The sequence below is a fragment of the Cobetia amphilecti genome (assembly GCF_032923285.1).
GTDB lineage: Bacteria > Pseudomonadota > Gammaproteobacteria > Pseudomonadales > Halomonadaceae > Cobetia > Cobetia amphilecti.
In genome coordinates this window covers 741,357-755,873 of the sequence record NZ_CP136695.1, presented here as the reverse complement: position 1 = coordinate 755,873, position 14,517 = coordinate 741,357, and the positions used below count along the sequence as shown (strand labels likewise).

At 64.0% G+C, this 14,517-nt stretch carries 13 protein-coding genes; 3 read left to right on the top strand and 10 right to left on the bottom strand.

All coding sequences use genetic code 11. The features are described 5' to 3' along the window. Positions 1-59: 59 nt before the first annotated feature. From R1T44_RS03385 to R1T44_RS03370, 4 genes are all read right to left on the bottom strand, one after another. Positions 60-266 (bottom strand): cold-shock protein, encoded by a 207-nt coding sequence (locus R1T44_RS03385; protein ID WP_043333698.1) that lies wholly within the window; start codon positions 264-266, stop codon positions 60-62. Between the two features lie 214 nt (positions 267-480). Then, positions 481-930 carry a lipocalin-like domain-containing protein gene (locus tag R1T44_RS03380; RefSeq protein WP_043333697.1) on the bottom strand — a complete coding sequence of 150 codons (450 nt, stop codon included), beginning with the start codon at positions 928-930 and terminating at the stop codon, positions 481-483. A 24-nt stretch (positions 931-954) separates the two neighbouring features. After that, positions 955-2,616 (bottom strand): ATP-binding protein, encoded by a 1,662-nt coding sequence (locus R1T44_RS03375; protein ID WP_317292571.1) that lies wholly within the window; start codon positions 2,614-2,616, stop codon positions 955-957. A gap of 3 nt (positions 2,617-2,619) precedes the next feature. Beyond that, positions 2,620-3,324, bottom strand: a complete 705-nt coding sequence (locus tag R1T44_RS03370; RefSeq protein ID WP_394805763.1) for a response regulator — start codon at positions 3,322-3,324, stop codon at positions 2,620-2,622. A 605-nt stretch (positions 3,325-3,929) separates the two neighbouring features. On the opposite strand from R1T44_RS03370, the gene R1T44_RS03365 reads away from it, so the two are divergent. From R1T44_RS03365 to gnd, 3 genes are all read left to right on the top strand, one after another. Beyond that, a complete protein-coding gene (locus R1T44_RS03365; RefSeq protein WP_317292570.1) occupies positions 3,930-6,830 on the top strand; it encodes a ribonucleoside-diphosphate reductase subunit alpha in 2,901 nt (966 codons plus the stop codon). A gap of 277 nt (positions 6,831-7,107) precedes the next feature. Next, the gene (locus R1T44_RS03360) at positions 7,108-8,361 is read left to right on the top strand and encodes a ribonucleotide-diphosphate reductase subunit beta (RefSeq protein ID WP_043334709.1); all 1,254 of its coding nucleotides are present in this window, start codon (positions 7,108-7,110) and stop codon (positions 8,359-8,361) included. A gap of 168 nt (positions 8,362-8,529) precedes the next feature. Continuing rightward, positions 8,530-9,513 (top strand): phosphogluconate dehydrogenase (NAD(+)-dependent, decarboxylating), encoded by a 984-nt coding sequence (gnd, locus tag R1T44_RS03355; RefSeq protein WP_043334711.1) that lies wholly within the window; start codon positions 8,530-8,532, stop codon positions 9,511-9,513. A gap of 149 nt (positions 9,514-9,662) precedes the next feature. On the opposite strand, the gene R1T44_RS03350 is transcribed toward gnd, so the two are convergent. The 6 genes from R1T44_RS03350 to R1T44_RS03325 form a co-directional block, all read right to left on the bottom strand. After that, complete coding sequence (locus R1T44_RS03350; protein WP_317292569.1) at positions 9,663-10,214, bottom strand: retropepsin-like aspartic protease family protein; 552 nt, start codon at positions 10,212-10,214, stop codon at positions 9,663-9,665. Then, positions 10,211-10,708: a DUF3592 domain-containing protein gene (locus R1T44_RS03345; RefSeq protein ID WP_317292568.1), complete on the bottom strand. Its 498-nt coding sequence runs from the start codon at positions 10,706-10,708 to the stop codon at positions 10,211-10,213. Before R1T44_RS03345 ends, R1T44_RS03350 begins: the two co-directional genes overlap by 4 nt. 26 nt (positions 10,709-10,734) lie before the next feature. After that, positions 10,735-11,400 carry an ankyrin repeat domain-containing protein gene (locus tag R1T44_RS03340; RefSeq protein WP_052384714.1) on the bottom strand — a complete coding sequence of 222 codons (666 nt, stop codon included), beginning with the start codon at positions 11,398-11,400 and terminating at the stop codon, positions 10,735-10,737. Between the two features lie 342 nt (positions 11,401-11,742). Further along, complete coding sequence (locus R1T44_RS03335; protein ID WP_317292567.1) at positions 11,743-13,107, bottom strand: sensor histidine kinase; 1,365 nt, start codon at positions 13,105-13,107, stop codon at positions 11,743-11,745. Beyond that, complete coding sequence (locus R1T44_RS03330; RefSeq protein WP_043334723.1) at positions 13,104-13,802, bottom strand: response regulator transcription factor; 699 nt, start codon at positions 13,800-13,802, stop codon at positions 13,104-13,106. Before R1T44_RS03330 ends, R1T44_RS03335 begins: the two co-directional genes overlap by 4 nt. 152 nt (positions 13,803-13,954) lie before the next feature. Beyond that, on the bottom strand, positions 13,955-14,452 hold the full coding sequence (locus R1T44_RS03325; RefSeq protein ID WP_317292566.1) for a PepSY domain-containing protein: 498 nt from the start codon (positions 14,450-14,452) through the stop codon (positions 13,955-13,957). Positions 14,453-14,517 lie beyond the last annotated feature (65 nt).

Here is a 14,517-nt window from a genome sequence, read left to right as displayed (position 1 = left end):
CTGGGGCGGTTCTTGACATCTATCATCTCAAGCGGAAAGCTTTCCGCAATGAGTGATGATCAGTCGATAGCCTTGACGTTGGCTGCCTGCAGACCTTTCTGGCCCTGGGTCACGTCGAAGGAGACCTGCTGGCCGTCCTGCAGGGTCTTGAAGCCATCAGCCTGGACTTCGGAGAAGTGAACGAACAGATCGTCACCACCGTCAGCCGGAGCGATGAAACCAAAACCTTTAGCGTCGTTGAACCACTTAACTGTACCTGTAGCCATGAGAAATTCCTCTCTGATTAGCATGTTTGAAATAACGGGCATTACCCGAAGAGCGTGGGCAAAGCAAAACCATGCATCAAATCAGCGAGGCTTCTCGGGGCGCTCAAGGCGATTTACCGAGCAGCACAGGCGACTGAGTGGTGCGTCTTGCTATCCAACAGGAGCTACATTGCACGCTAACCCATGATCACGTCAAGCCTTTTCGACAATCACTTCACACAGTCGCCAATCGATGCCACTCCAGCCAGGTCAGAAATCCCCCTTCGGGCAGCTGCAGATTCGGCGCATCGGTCCCCAGCAGCAGGCGGTCTCCCTCGAGCGTGACGCGCCGCACAAGCGTCACCTCATCCCAATCGGCGATCGTGGCCAGCGACAGATGATGGCAGACCTCCTCCCGCTCACTGTCCCACTGCCAGCGCCCACAGTAGGCAAAGCCCTCACGAAAGGCGGCGACCAGCTGATCATCCGTCGGCGCCATCCCCAGAGGCTGACGCTCACAGGACACCAGCTGCACGCTCATATAGCCATTGGCCATGTAATGCAGCTGGCCCTTGCACTCCCCCAGCGGCTCCAGCTCGCGTCCATCCGGCCAGGCATACCAGAAACGCTCGAGCCGCCACGCGCCGATCAAGTCAGGATGCAGTGACAAGGAAGATTCCCGCATGGCCGATTCCTCAAACGGTCGTGATCAGGTGGCGTGCTCGTCCTGGAGTGACGGCGGCTTGACCGGCGGCAAGGGCACAGGCGCCTTGCGTTCCAGCTGGCTGGAGGTCAGTGGCAGCAACAGGCTGAAGCGCGCGCCCTTGAGCGACCTGCCCTTGTCAACCACCACGCTGCCGCCGTGGGAATGCAGGATCTTCTGCACGATGGAGAGCCCCAGCCCGTAGCCGCCGGAGGCACGCGTACGCGAATCATCCAGGCGCGCGAAGGGCTTGAAGACCTTCTTGCGATCTTCCTCGTTGATGCCGGGGCCATCGTCCTCGACATCAAGCCTGACCACCTGCGGGTCACTGGTGATGCGCACCAGTACACGGGAATCCGCGTGCCGGCAGGCATTGGAGACCAGATTCTGCAGCGCCCGCTGCAGATAGCGTGCCTCGGCCTCGACCTCCAGCGCCTCGCCCTCGATGCTCAGCAGCAATTCAGGATGCAGCGGCGCCAGCGTCTCGCAGACCTGCTCCGCGATCTCGCGGCAATCCACCATGCCGAGGTCCAGCTGGATACCGGCGGCATTGTTGAGGCGTGCGTAGGTCAGGATCTCGTCGATCAGCTTGTCGAGTTCCTCGATGTCGCCGTCTGCGCCCTTTATCTGACGCTGGACGAAATCATCATCGACCATGTCCTCGATCATCTGCAGCGCGAAGCGTATACGTGCCACCGGCGTGCGCAATTCATGCGAGACCGCCCGAATCATGTCCTGCTGCGCGCCCAGCAACCCCTGCACCCGCTCGGCCATGCCATTGAAGGCCATACCGAGACGCCCGAGAAAGTCATTGGACTCGACGCGCACCCGCGTATCGAGATAGCCGCCCGCGATGCGGGTCGCGGCCTTTTCCAGACGCGTCAGGCGCGCCTCCAGTGAACGCACCACCAGATAGATGACGCCGCCCAGCAGACTGATGACCGCCAGTATCATGGCGATGATCAAGGCCGGCGGTGTCGTCTCGAAGCCGCGGATGGGCCCGACCTTGAGCATGGCGCGGTCACCCAGTCGAGTATAGAGCGCCATCGCCTGACCGTGACTGGCCACGTTGAGCACCACTCGACCGGCCTCCAGGCGACTGGCCTGCTGCGCATCGAGATTCTGCGGAATGTCCGGCAGCAGCGCGAAGGACAGACCGGAGGCCTGCTGCAGCTGGGCCAGCAAGTCGCTGCGCTGCTCGGCATTCATGGGTTGCAGGGTGTCATGCAGCGACACCATCAACCCGCGCAACTGCCGCTCCGCGAGATGCAGCAGCCGGAATTCCAGCACTCTCTCTTCGCCCGGCACCGCCATCAGCAGCTGCCAGCCGGCATCATCATGGGGCCGCACCAGCGGCCGCCCGGCCTCAAGGCGGCGCTGCTCCCACCAGCTGAGGTCAAAGACCGCCGCCGGCGCCAGCAACAACCGCCCATCCAGCAGCCGGGCGGTCCGATTGAGGAAGGCCCCGCGCTCAGCCTCCGGCGTGGCCGCGATCTGGCTCACCAGCAGGCGCATCGGCGCCGCGCCCAGACGCGTCTGGTAGGCCTCAAGCCGGACCATGTTGGTCAGCTGAAAGCCGCCCAGCGCGATGCCCAGCGTGAGCACCAATGCCACCAGCAAGGCGACATAGACACGCAGGAAGATGCTGTCGGAGAGAGCCCGGCGCATCGTCTAGAGGTCCTTGACGAACAGGTATCCCTTGCTGCGCACCGTCTTGATCCGCTCAGGATGATTGGGGTCATCGCCAATCTTGGGGCGGATGCGCGAGACACGCACGTCGATGGAGCGGTCCTGGCCGTCGTACTTGATGCCGCGCAGCGCAGAGAAGATCTCCTCGCGCGTCAGCACGCGTCCCGCATTCGAGGACAGCAGCCACAGCAGGTCGAACTCGGCACTGGTCAGTTCGATGCGCTCGCGCGCCAACCATGCCTCACGGGTGGCGTTGTCGATCTCGAGATCATTGAACACCAGGCGCGTCTCACCGGCGGCCACTTCGGGGCCATCGGCGCGACGCAGCAAGGCCCGCATGCGTGCCAGCAGGACACGCGGCTGCACCGGCTTGGGCACGTAATCGTCGGCGCCCATCTCCAGACCCAGCACCTGATCCATGTCATCGGTACGCGCCGTCAGCATCAGGATCGGCCCGGCGAACTGAGGCCGCACGCGGCGACAGATGGACAGGCCATCCTCGCCCGGCAGCATCAGGTCCAGAATCACGATGTCGGGGCGCAGACTGATGATCAGGTCCACCGCCCGCGCGCCGTCATTCTCGACGCTCACGCGGAAGTTGTTGGCTTCGAGGTATTCGCGCGTCAGTGTCGCCAGACGCTCGTCATCCTCAACAATCAATACATGTTCTTGCGCATTGGTATCCAAGGGCATTCCATCCGCATCGTTGGGTCAACGTGGCCAGCAGCTCACAAGCAGTTACTTTCCTGTGCCACGTCGTAACCTTTTCAGGGTGATTTGTCACGAATGATACGCCAATTTGGGCGTTTACGCGCCAGCAGCGCAGGCACCATCTGCATTGACGGAGCGCAGAAAATTTAACACCTGAACTCTTGACATCCCCCAGCGGCAAGGCCGGATTTTCAACCACACCTTACCCACAAGTTATCCACTTGCACGCCCCACCAAACAACACTATCTTGTGTCCAAAATCAGCTCACACCCCATATGTAGGGTTTTGGCGACGTCGAGACCCATAGATCATGGCGACGATTGTCAAGCCCCGAAAGCATGAATCAGCGTATGGGAAGGCAGTCACGCAAGGCTGCTGGAACCGTGTCTCATGAACGCTATCAGGCTCAGCCCGGGCGCCGATTGCCCCGCCTGAGCCTGATCGAGTTTCTCGACGACAAGGCTGACGACGACAGAATATCCCCGGGCGCAGGCAGGAATTTCCAGCCTGCGCCCCGATACGAATTGCCCTCGAGCCCTAACGGGCAACGATTCACCTTCAGACGATTCAGGAAGGCGTCATGGATTCCACTTTCAGCACCGATCAGGCGACAGTCGACGTGACTGCCCCCCAGCGCCTGCGCGTCATCAAGCGCAATGGCGATGTTGCGGCCTTCGACGCCAGCAAGATCTCCGTCGCTCTCTCCAAGGCGTTCATCGCCGTGGAAGGCGATCAGGTCGAGTCCAGCTCGCGCATCCGCGACCTGGTTCAGCAGCTGACCAGCCAGATCACCGACGCCTTCCAGCGTCGCATGCCTGACGGTGGCACCCTGCACATCGAAGACATCCAGGATCAGGTCGAGCTGGCGCTGATGCGTTCCGGCGAGCACAAGGTCGCCCGTGCCTATGTGCTGTACCGCGATGAGCACGCTCGTGCCCGCAGCGCCCAGAGCGACGGCATCGCCAAGCCGCACCCGACCATCAACGTCACGCACCTCGACGGCAGCGTGCGTCCGCTGGATCTGGGCCGTATCGAGACCCTCGTCTTCGATGCCTGCGCAGAGCTTTCCAACGTCGATGCCCAGAAGATCGTCGATGACTCCCTGAAGAATCTGTACGACGGCGTGCCGGTCGATGGCGTGTCCACCGCGCTGATGATGACCGCGCGTACGCTGGTCGAGAAGGACCCGAACTACACCTACGTCACCGCTCGCCTGCTGCAGGACAACCTGCGCCGCGAAGCCCTGAGCTTCCTCAAGGTCGCTGACGAGGCCACCTTCGGCGAGATGAAGGACCACTACCCGGTCGCCTTCAAGGCCTACATCGAGAGCGGTATCGCCTTCGAGCAGCTGGACGAGCAACTGGCCACCTTCGATCTGGACCGTCTCGGCGCGGCCATCGATCACACGCGTGACAACCAGTTCACCTATCTCGGCCTGCAGACCCTGTACGACCGCTACTTCCTGCACCAGAACGACGTGCGCTATGAGCTGCCGCAGGTCATGTTCATGCGTGTCGCCATGGGCCTGTCCCTGAACGAGGAAGACCGCGAAGGCCGTGCCATCGAGTTCTACGAGCTGCTGTCCAGCTTCGACTACATGGCTTCCACGCCGACGCTGTTCAACGCCGGTACCCGTCGCAGCCAGCTGTCCAGCTGCTACCTGACCACCGTGCCGGACGCCCTCGACGGCATCTACGGCGCCATCCGCGACAACGCCATGCTCTCCAAGTGGGCGGGTGGTCTCGGCAATGACTGGACGCCGGTGCGTGCGCTGGGCTCCTACATCAAGGGCACCAACGGCAAGTCCCAGGGCGTCGTGCCCTTCCTGAAGGTCGTCAACGACACCGCCGTTGCCGTCAATCAGGGTGGCAAGCGCAAGGGCGCCGTCTGTGCCTATCTGGAAACCTGGCACATGGACGTCGAGGAATTCCTCGACCTGCGCAAGAACACCGGTGATGACCGTCGTCGTACCCACGACATGAACACCGCCAACTGGGTGCCGGATCTCTTCATGAAGCGTGTCTTCGATGACACCGAGTGGACCCTGTTCTCGCCGTCCGACTGCCCGGACCTCCACGACCTGTACGGCGCGGCCTTCCAGGCGCGTTACGAGCAGTACGAGGAGATGACCCGTCAGGGACAGCTGAAGCTGTTCAAGCGCGTCAAGGCGCGTGATCTGTGGCGCAAGATGCTCTCCATGCTGTTCGAGACCGGCCACCCGTGGATCACCTTCAAGGACCCGTGCAACCTGCGCAGCCCGCAGCAGCACGCCGGTGTCGTGCACTCGTCCAACCTGTGCACCGAGATCACCCTCAACACCTCCGAGGACGAGATCGCGGTCTGCAACCTGGGCTCGATCAACTTGGCGCAGCACGTCATCGACGGCAAGCTGGATGGCGACAAGCTCAAGAAGTCGGTGCGTACCGCCGTGCGCATGCTCGATAACGTCATCGACATCAACTACTACGCCGTACCGCAAGCGCGTCGCTCCAACATGCGTCACCGCCCGGTCGGCCTCGGTATCATGGGCTTCCAGGATGCGCTCTACGCGCAGTCCATCGCCTATGCCTCCGAAGAAGCCGTGACCTTCGCCGACGAATCCATGGAACTCGTCAGCTATCACGCCATCGAAGCTTCCAGTGATCTGGCCGCCGAGCGTGGTCGTTACGAAAGCTTCGACGGTTCGCTGTGGAGTCAGGGCATCCTGCCGATCGATTCCATCGAGAAGCTCAAGACCGAGCGTGGCGCCGACTACATCGAGATGGACGAAAGCCAGACTCAGGACTGGGACTACATCCGCGAGAAGGTCCGCACCCAGGGCATGCGCAACTCCAACGTGATGGCGATCGCGCCGACCGCGACGATCTCCAACATCTGTGGTGTCTCGCAGTCCATCGAACCGACCTACCAGAACCTGTTCGTCAAATCGAACCTGTCTGGCGAGTTCACCGTGGTCAACGCCTACATGGTCAACGACCTCAAGGCGCGCGGCCTGTGGGACGAAGTCATGATCAACGACCTCAAGTACTACGACGGCAGCGTGCAGCCGATCGAGCGCATCCCGGAAGACCTCAAGGCGCTGTACGCCAACGCCTTCGAAGTCGAGCCGAAGTGGATCGTCGAAGCCGCCTCGCGTCGTCAGAAGTGGATCGATCAGGCCCAGTCCCTGAACCTGTACATCCAGGGCGTGTCCGGCAAGAAGCTGGACGTGACCTACCGCATGGCATGGTTCCGTGGCCTCAAGACCACCTATTACCTCCGTGCTCTGGGTGCGACCGCCGTGGAGAAATCCACCGTCGATCGCAGCAAGCACAACGCCGTCGGCAATGCACCGACTCCGGCACCGGCTCCCGCGCCGACCCCGGCACCGGAAGCCAAGCCGGAACCGCGCGGCATCGAAGACTTCCTGCAGGGCAAGAGCGGCCAGCGCGCCCCCTCCGCCAGCAACATCGACGAGTTGGGCTGTGAGGCCTGTCAGTAAGCGATTGCGCCAGACCCGAGTCCGCTGACGCTGACTCACCGCCTGCCAGGACACACCTTGCAGGCGGACTGCGGCAAATCCACAAGACCGAGCCCCGCTCGGTCTTGTGCCGCCACCCACAATCACTGCCTCCTGACATTCCCTCGAAACAAGCCCGGGCCTGACTCCCTGTGGGAGCCACGCCACTCGATGGCGCTCGCGTCGTAGAACGCACCGCCCCTGCCTTTTCGTCACGCTGACTGCCCGCGTGATCATCACCGAATACGAGGAACGCAACATGTTGAACTGGGACGATTTTCACGAAGACGAAGCCCCCGCTGCCGAGAAGCCGGCGACGGCCAAACCGGCGCCGCAGGCCGAAGCTCCCGCCGCTGCCCCGGCGGCTGACGCTGTCGTCGCGAGCGAGAACAGCGAAGGCTACGCGATCAGCGATGCCGAGCGCATCGCCCGCGCCCAGCAGGCGCTGGACGATCTCGACGTGGCCAAGGGTCTGGAAGAACTGGAAATGGGTGCCCAGCGCATTCAGGTCGACGAGAAGCGCATGATCAATGCGCGCGCCGACGTCAACCAGCTGGTGCCCTTCAAGTACGACTGGGCATGGCAGAAGTACCTCGACGGCTCCGCGAACCACTGGATGCCGCAGGAAGTGAACATGAACGCGGACATCGCGTTGTGGAAGAGCCAGGACGGCCTGACCGAAGACGAACGCCTGATCGTGATGCGCTCGCTGGGTTACTTCTCCACTGCCGATTCGCTGGTCGCCAACAACCTGGTGCTGGCCGTCTACAAGAACATCACCAACCCGGAGTGCCGCCAGTACCTGCTGCGTCAGGCCTTCGAAGAGGCGATCCACACCCACGCCTACCAGTACTGCATCGAGTCACTGGGCATGGACGAAGGCGAAGTCTTCAACATGTACCGTGAAGTGGACTCCGTGGCGCGCAAGTCCGCCTGGAGCCTCAAGCACACCCAGGCGCTGGCGCGTGCCGACTTCCACACCGGTACACCGGAAGCGGACCAGGAATTCCTGCGCAACCTGATCGGCTTCTACGCCGTCACCGAAGGCATCTTCTTCTACTGCGGCTTCTCCCAGATCCTGTCCATGGGCCGTCGCAACAAGATGACCGGCGTCGCCGAGCAGTTCCAGTACATCCTGCGTGACGAGTCCATGCACCTGAACTTCGGCATCGACGTGATCAACCAGATCAAGGTCGAGAACCCGCATCTGTGGACCGCCGAATTCCAGGACGAAGTCACCCAGATGATTCTGGAAGGCACCCAGCTCGAGATCGAATACGCGCGTGACACCATGCCGCGCGGCGTGCTGGGCATGAACGCGGCCATCATGGAGGAATACCTCCACTTCATCTGCAACCGTCGCCTCGCGCAGCTGGGCCTCAAGGAGCAGTTCCCGGGCGCCAAGAACCCGTTCCCGTGGATGTCCGAGATCATCGACCTGCGCAAGGAGAAGAACTTCTTCGAGACGCGCGTCACCGAATATCAGGTCGGCGGTGCCCTGAGCTGGGATTGATCGCTGATCACTCCCTCTCCCAGAGACAGGCACGCGACTGACGCCTGCCTCTGCTGAGCACCCCAACGGGCCATGTCATTGATATGGCCCGTTTTTGCGTCCAGCGCCCGCACAGGGTAGGCTTCGCGCCGTCCCGACTCTCCCCGGCTTCACGTGAAAGGAACGAACATGCAACTCGGTATCATCGGACTCGGCCGCATGGGCGGCAATATCGCTCGTCGCTTGATGCGCAATGGCCACGAAGTGGTCGCCCATGATCGTGACGCGGCAATCGCCCAGTCACTGGTCGCCGACGGTGCGACGCACGTCGATAGCCTCGTGGAGCTGGTTCAGCAGCTCGAGGCGCCGCGCGCCGTCTGGGTCATGCTGCCGGCTGGCGAGATCACCGAGCAGACCATCGCCACGCTGGCCGAGCTGATGGAAGCCGGCGACACCATCATCGATGGCGGCAATACCTTCTACAAGGACGACATCCGCCGTGCCACGGCCCTCAAGCTGAAGGGCCTGAACTACGTCGATGTGGGCACTTCCGGCGGCGTGTGGGGCCTGGAGCGCGGCTACTGCATGATGATCGGTGCCGAGAAGGCCGTGTTCGAGCATCTCGAGCCGCTGTTCGATACCCTCGCCCCGGGCTATGGCGATCTCGAGCGCACCAAGGGCCGCAACGCCCCGGATGAGCGCGCCGAGCGCGGCTACATCCATGCCGGTCCGGTCGGTGCCGGTCACTACGTGAAGATGGTCCACAACGGCATCGAGTACGGCCTGATGCAGGCTTATGCCGAAGGCTTCGAGCTGATGCAGAGCAAGGGCTCCGACGCCCTGCCGGAAGATCAGCGCTTCGACCTCAATCTGGCCGATATCGCCGAGGTATGGCGTCGTGGCAGCGTGGTGTCTTCCTGGCTGCTCGACCTGACCGCCCAGGCACTGGCCGGTGATGAGCGTCTGGACCACTACAGTGGTGCTGTCTCCGACAGTGGCGAAGGCCGCTGGACCGTCGATGCCGCCGTCGAGCAGGGTGTCGCCGTGCCGGTGCTGGCCAATGCGCTGTTCTCGCGCTTCAGCTCGCGCAAGGAAAACACCTACGCCAACCGCCTGCTGTCGGCGATGCGCTTCGGCTTCGGTGGCCATGTCGAGCCGCCCAGAAAAGACTGAGCGCCTGCTCTGACACGCCAGACGTGAAACGCCCCGCTCATGGAGACCATGAGCGGGGCGTTGTCGTTTGCGGGGCCTGCTGGCAGAGCGGTGGAGTGTCAGCTGCGCTTCTTGCCAGCCCTGTCAGCCATCTGTGTCAGTCACTGGCGTTATCGGCCGCCGCCAGCGCCATCCACCGGCGTCAGCGTCATCTGCTGACCGCGCATGTTGATATCGAACTCCCCCAGGAAACTCATTCCCAGCAGCACCACCTCATCGTGCATGCCCGGCACGATGGCCCCGCGCACCTCGCGCTGGCTGAGTCCCGCCAGACTGACGGTATCCAGTGTGGTCAGGGCACCGTGGCTGACGCCATTGGCGGTGGTGAAGCGCGCATCCCGCCCGCGTGGCAGCTGCAGGCGCTCGGCCAGCGCGTCGGACACCGAGACGTAGGTGGCGCCGGTATCGAGCAGGAAGGTGACCGGCTGATCATTGATCGTACCGGGGGCCACGAAGTGCCCTGAGCGATTGCGCGACAGCGTCAGTGGCTCGCCGGATGACAGCGACTGGCCAGCCAGCGAGGCATTGGGCCGAGTGCGCTCATCAAGCTGGCCCTGAAACCACCACACCAGCATGGCGAGAATCAGCGCCCAGCACAGCACCAGCATGCCGACACCATAACGGCGGGTCGCGCCGCCGGCCCCGCCCCCTGAATCACTCATGCACCACCACCCCGCAACAGCAGGCGCAGACCGACGGCGCACAGTGCGAAGCCGAGAATCAACGGCACCCCGATCAGCCAGCCGCGCGTCCCCGGCAGGCTGGCCTCATGCGGGGCGTCGAGGCGATAGACCAGCGCCACGCTCTCCCCCACGGCGGGTGTCGGCGAGGGCACCGCCAGCGGCGAGATGATCTCGTGCCAGCCATCACGCTGATCCTGATAGCGCACCACGGGCGCATACTGGATCGACTCGATATTGAAGCGCCCGCCCGGCGGCAGCCCCGCCATCGCCAGGGCCTCATCCTCGCTGAGCCTGCCGCCCTTGGGCAGATGGATCGGGCCACGCCCTTCGACGTGCAGCGTGCGGTCATGGTTGATGACCTCGCCCACCACCTGTGCGCTGTTGCGGGCGAAGGACTGTGCCTTCTGCCAGCGATAGCCGCCGAGCAGCAGCAAGGCGATGCCGATGATGATCACTCCCCAGGTCAACGCCATGCGATGCCTCCTTGTGGTCGGTGCCATCATGCACGACGCGGTGTCGAGGTACGGGCCTGGACGTCGTCGCTCACGTCATGGGCCACGCCCTGCTCGTGTCCGCCGGCCGCTTCCAGCCTCTCGCTCAGCGCCTCGAACTGGCGCCAGCGCGCATGCGCCAGCGGCGTGACACCTTCGGCGTCCGCCAGATTGACGTCGGCACCGTGGGCCAGCAGCTGCTCGACGACCCGTTGATAGTCAACGCCGCCATCCCCCAGCAACACGGCCTCGATCAGCGCCGTCCAGCCGAGCGTATTCTGGTGGTTGACGTCGACATCGGTCTCCTCGAGCAGCTGACGACAGATATCGGCATGGCCACGCTCACTGGCCGACATCAGCGCAGTGGAAGAGAAGCGATTGAGCACCGTCGCCGAGGCGCCATGCGCCAGCAGCCGGCTCAGGCAGCGGCCATAGCCGAGTGCGGCCGCGGCCAGCAGGGGCGTGTCGTGCAGGGCATCGGTCTGCTCGCAGTCGGCGCCGGCGGCCAGCAGGGCCTCCACCGCCTCCGGCTGATTGGCCTGCACCGCGACCAGCAATGGCGAGCGCCCGCGATAATCCACGTCATTGACTCGCTCGTGCGCATCGGGAGCGGCCAATGCCTGTGCCAGGCCCTCCAGATCGCCATGCTGAGCACACATTGTCATGTCCTTCATCACCACCTCCTGACGCCCGGCAACGGATGCTTACTCTCTGACAGCCTATGCGATCCTGAGCGTGACCGTTAGCCCCGCCAGCGTTCAATCGGCGCCTTGAGCATCGCCGATCAGGCATGGCGTGACGAATGACAGGCAAAAAAAAAGCGCTCCCGAAGGAGCGCCAGTTCGTCATCACCGCAGGGCGCGGCAGACGAGACTCAGAAACGAAGCCCGTCCGGCTGCCAGCCGGACACCGTCAGAATACGGTGTCGTCCTGGCCGCGCCCAATCATCTCTCGGGATGGCTGCGATAGTGCCTGGCTATCAAGACAAGAGCGCCGATAAACGAGGCGGCGCCCTGTCACTCCGTCGGCTGTGCCCCGACCAGCGGGGAGCTCGGCAGCCAGACGCGTGCCGCCAGGCCGCCCAGACTGGAGCGCTCCAGTGCCAGCTCGCCCCCGTAGAGCGCCATCAGATCATCGACGATCGCCAGTCCCAGACCGGAACCGGAGCGCCCCTCATCAAGACGCGCCCCACGCCCCAGCGCGGCGGCGCCCTCTTCTTCATTCATGCCGGGGCCGTCGTCCTCGATGATCAACAGCACGCCGCCATCGCGGGTCTCGCTGCTGACGCGCACCTGCTGACGAGCCCACTGCAAGGCGTTCTCGAGCAGGTTGCCGACCATTTCCTGCAGATCCTGCGGGTCGACCCGCACGCTGGCGTCGTCCTCCAGCGCCAGACTGAGCGTGATGCCACGCCGACTCGCCAAGCGCCCGAGCCCCTCGAAGACCGGCCCCGCCGCCTCACGCAGGCTGATGCGCCCGCTGAGATGCGCGCCACCCGCGGCACTGGCACGCGCCAGGTGGTGGCGCACGGCTTCATCGATGCGTTTGAGCTCGGCGTCGATCCGCGCACGGTCCTCGCCATCGAAGCGCTCGGACTGCGCCTTGAGCACGCTGACCGGCGTCTTGAGGGCATGCGCCAGATTGCCGGCCGCCGCGCGACCGCGCTCGATCAAGCGCTGATCACGCTCGAGCACGGCATTGATGGCGCGGGTCAGCTCGGTCAGCTCCGGCGGCAGACGGGTCTCTTCCAGCCGCTCCGCCTCGCCATCGGCGACCTTCTTGAGGCGAGCCCGCAGGCGCCGCAGAGGCGCCAACCCCCAGCTGATCTGCGCGGCAGAGCCGCACACCAAAAGCGATGCCAGCGCGACCAGCGCACCCGCCAGCAGCCACTCGAAGCGCGCGACCTCGGCGTCGACCTCGCTACGACTGGCCGCCACCATCACGTGCAGTGGCTGGTTGCGACCGGGCAGGCGGATATCGCGCTCGAGGGAGCGTAACACCTGATGGCGCGGGCCCTTGAGGTCACGGCTGATGATGACGCCCTTGCCCATGTCTTCCAGCGGCGGCAGGCGTTGGTCCCACAGCGAGCGCGACGTCAGCACATTGCCGTTGCGATCGGAAATCTGCCAGTACCAGCCCGAATAGGCCTGATCGAAGCGTGGGTCGCCCAGCGAGCGTGTCAGGCCGGGGCGGCCCTTCTCGCGGTCGAACTGGATAGCGGCGATCAGCACCTTCGACAGCGACAGCAGGCGCTGGTCGAAGGCGGTAGTCACGGCGTCACGGAAGCTCCAGGCCAGACCGAGCCCGGTCAGCGGCATGACGATCAAGGCAATGACCAGCGAGCCGCCCAGCAAGCGGCGGCCGACGGACAATGGCTTCATGCGTCGCTGCCATCCGCCGGCGTCTGTGTCTCGGCGTCCGGATCACGCAGACGATAGCCACGCCCGCGCAGCGTCTCGATGCGCTCGGCACCCAACTTGCGGCGCAGACGGCTGATCTGCACATCGATGACGTTGGAATCGGGTTCGTGGTCGCGGTCATAGACATGCTCGACCAGTTCAGAACGGCTGACCACACCGGGCACGGCGTGCATCAGGTGCATCAGCAGGCGCGTTTCCTGGGCGGTCAGCGACACGGGGCGCCCCGCCAGGCTGACGGTACCGCCGTGGGTGTCACAGGCCAGATCGCCCAGCTTGAGCACGGGGTGGGCATGGCCGCGTGAGCGCCGTACCAGGGCGCGCAGACGGAAGATGACCTCGGCGGTCTCGAAGGGCTTGGTGACGTAATCATCGGCGCCGGCAGAGAAGCCGGCGGCCTTGTCAGACCAGCGCTCGCGCGCGGTCAGCACCAGCACCGGCACCTCGATGCCGGCTTCCCGCCACTGGGCCAACCAGCGCGTGCCATCACCGTCCGGCAGGCCGAGATCCAGCACTACGGCATCGTAGCTCTCGGTCTGGATCAAAAAGTCGGCGTCTCCCCCGGTGGTGGCATGCTCGACCAGTACATCGGCTTCCCCCAGGCGCGCCATCAGCGCTTCGGCCAACGGCATGTCATCTTCAACCAGCAATATCTTCATCGATTCTCGGGCTCCTGACGCAAGCGGCGTTCTACCGGTGGCGCAATGGACAATGGCACTAGCATACCGTTCCTCAGGGCCGCCCGGCACCCTCGGCGCCCTTGTCACAGCCTGCGCTGACACTGCCTGGCCTGGCCACTGCCTGCCTCACCCTATTGGCTCTCGACCTCGGCATTGGCGCCGTCAGTCACGAGCGGCGTGTCGTCCGTCTCGGGCAGGGGCCTGGTCAGGGGCTCGGACAAGGAACCGCTGCCAGCGCGACGCATGGCATCCAGATTGACGCCGCGCACCTCACGCAGACTGCCATCCGAGGCACGCACGGTGAATCTGGCCATCTGGCCCTGCGGCCCGAGCATCTCGACCTCGTAGATCAGCTCGCCATGCGTCTCTTCGAGTTCCACCTCGACTACCTGACCCAGCCAGTCGCGCTCGAGGCTATCGAGCAGCTCGGACAACGAAATGACACGTCCGGCGGCGACTTCGTCGTGCAGGCTACGCCAGCGCTCGCTGTCACACAGCGCATACGGCGGCAGTGCCAGTGCTCCGACCAGCAGGCTCCCGAGCCCGAGGCACAGCCAGACATAGCGTTGCCGCCATTGACTGCCACGCGCTGCACGGGCGTCTGGCTGAGCCTTGTGGGGAGTCTGCATGAAGAGGAACCTCGTGAATGACGGCGGGGCTGGTATGCGCCCAAGGCGGGCGCTTGCGCGTGGCG

Bases quoted from the DNA above. Each gene is read 5' to 3' on its own strand.
- R1T44_RS03385 (WP_043333698.1), bottom strand. From the start codon at position 266: ATGGCTACAGGTACAGTTAAGTGGTTCAACGACGCTAAAGGTTTTGGT.
- R1T44_RS03380 (WP_043333697.1), bottom strand. From the start codon at position 930: ATGCGGGAATCTTCCTTGTCACTGCATCCTGACTTGATCGGCGCGTGG.
- R1T44_RS03375 (WP_317292571.1), bottom strand. From the start codon at position 2,616: ATGCGCCGGGCTCTCTCCGACAGCATCTTCCTGCGTGTCTATGTCGCC.
- R1T44_RS03365 (WP_317292570.1), top strand. From the start codon at position 3,930: ATGGATTCCACTTTCAGCACCGATCAGGCGACAGTCGACGTGACTGCC.
- R1T44_RS03360 (WP_043334709.1), top strand. From the start codon at position 7,108: ATGTTGAACTGGGACGATTTTCACGAAGACGAAGCCCCCGCTGCCGAG.
- gnd (WP_043334711.1), top strand. From the start codon at position 8,530: ATGCAACTCGGTATCATCGGACTCGGCCGCATGGGCGGCAATATCGCT.
- R1T44_RS03350 (WP_317292569.1), bottom strand. From the start codon at position 10,214: ATGAGTGATTCAGGGGGCGGGGCCGGCGGCGCGACCCGCCGTTATGGT.
- R1T44_RS03345 (WP_317292568.1), bottom strand. From the start codon at position 10,708: ATGGCGTTGACCTGGGGAGTGATCATCATCGGCATCGCCTTGCTGCTG.
- R1T44_RS03340 (WP_052384714.1), bottom strand. From the start codon at position 11,400: ATGAAGGACATGACAATGTGTGCTCAGCATGGCGATCTGGAGGGCCTG.
- R1T44_RS03335 (WP_317292567.1), bottom strand. From the start codon at position 13,107: ATGAAGCCATTGTCCGTCGGCCGCCGCTTGCTGGGCGGCTCGCTGGTC.
- R1T44_RS03330 (WP_043334723.1), bottom strand. From the start codon at position 13,802: ATGAAGATATTGCTGGTTGAAGATGACATGCCGTTGGCCGAAGCGCTG.
- R1T44_RS03325 (WP_317292566.1), bottom strand. From the start codon at position 14,452: ATGCAGACTCCCCACAAGGCTCAGCCAGACGCCCGTGCAGCGCGTGGC.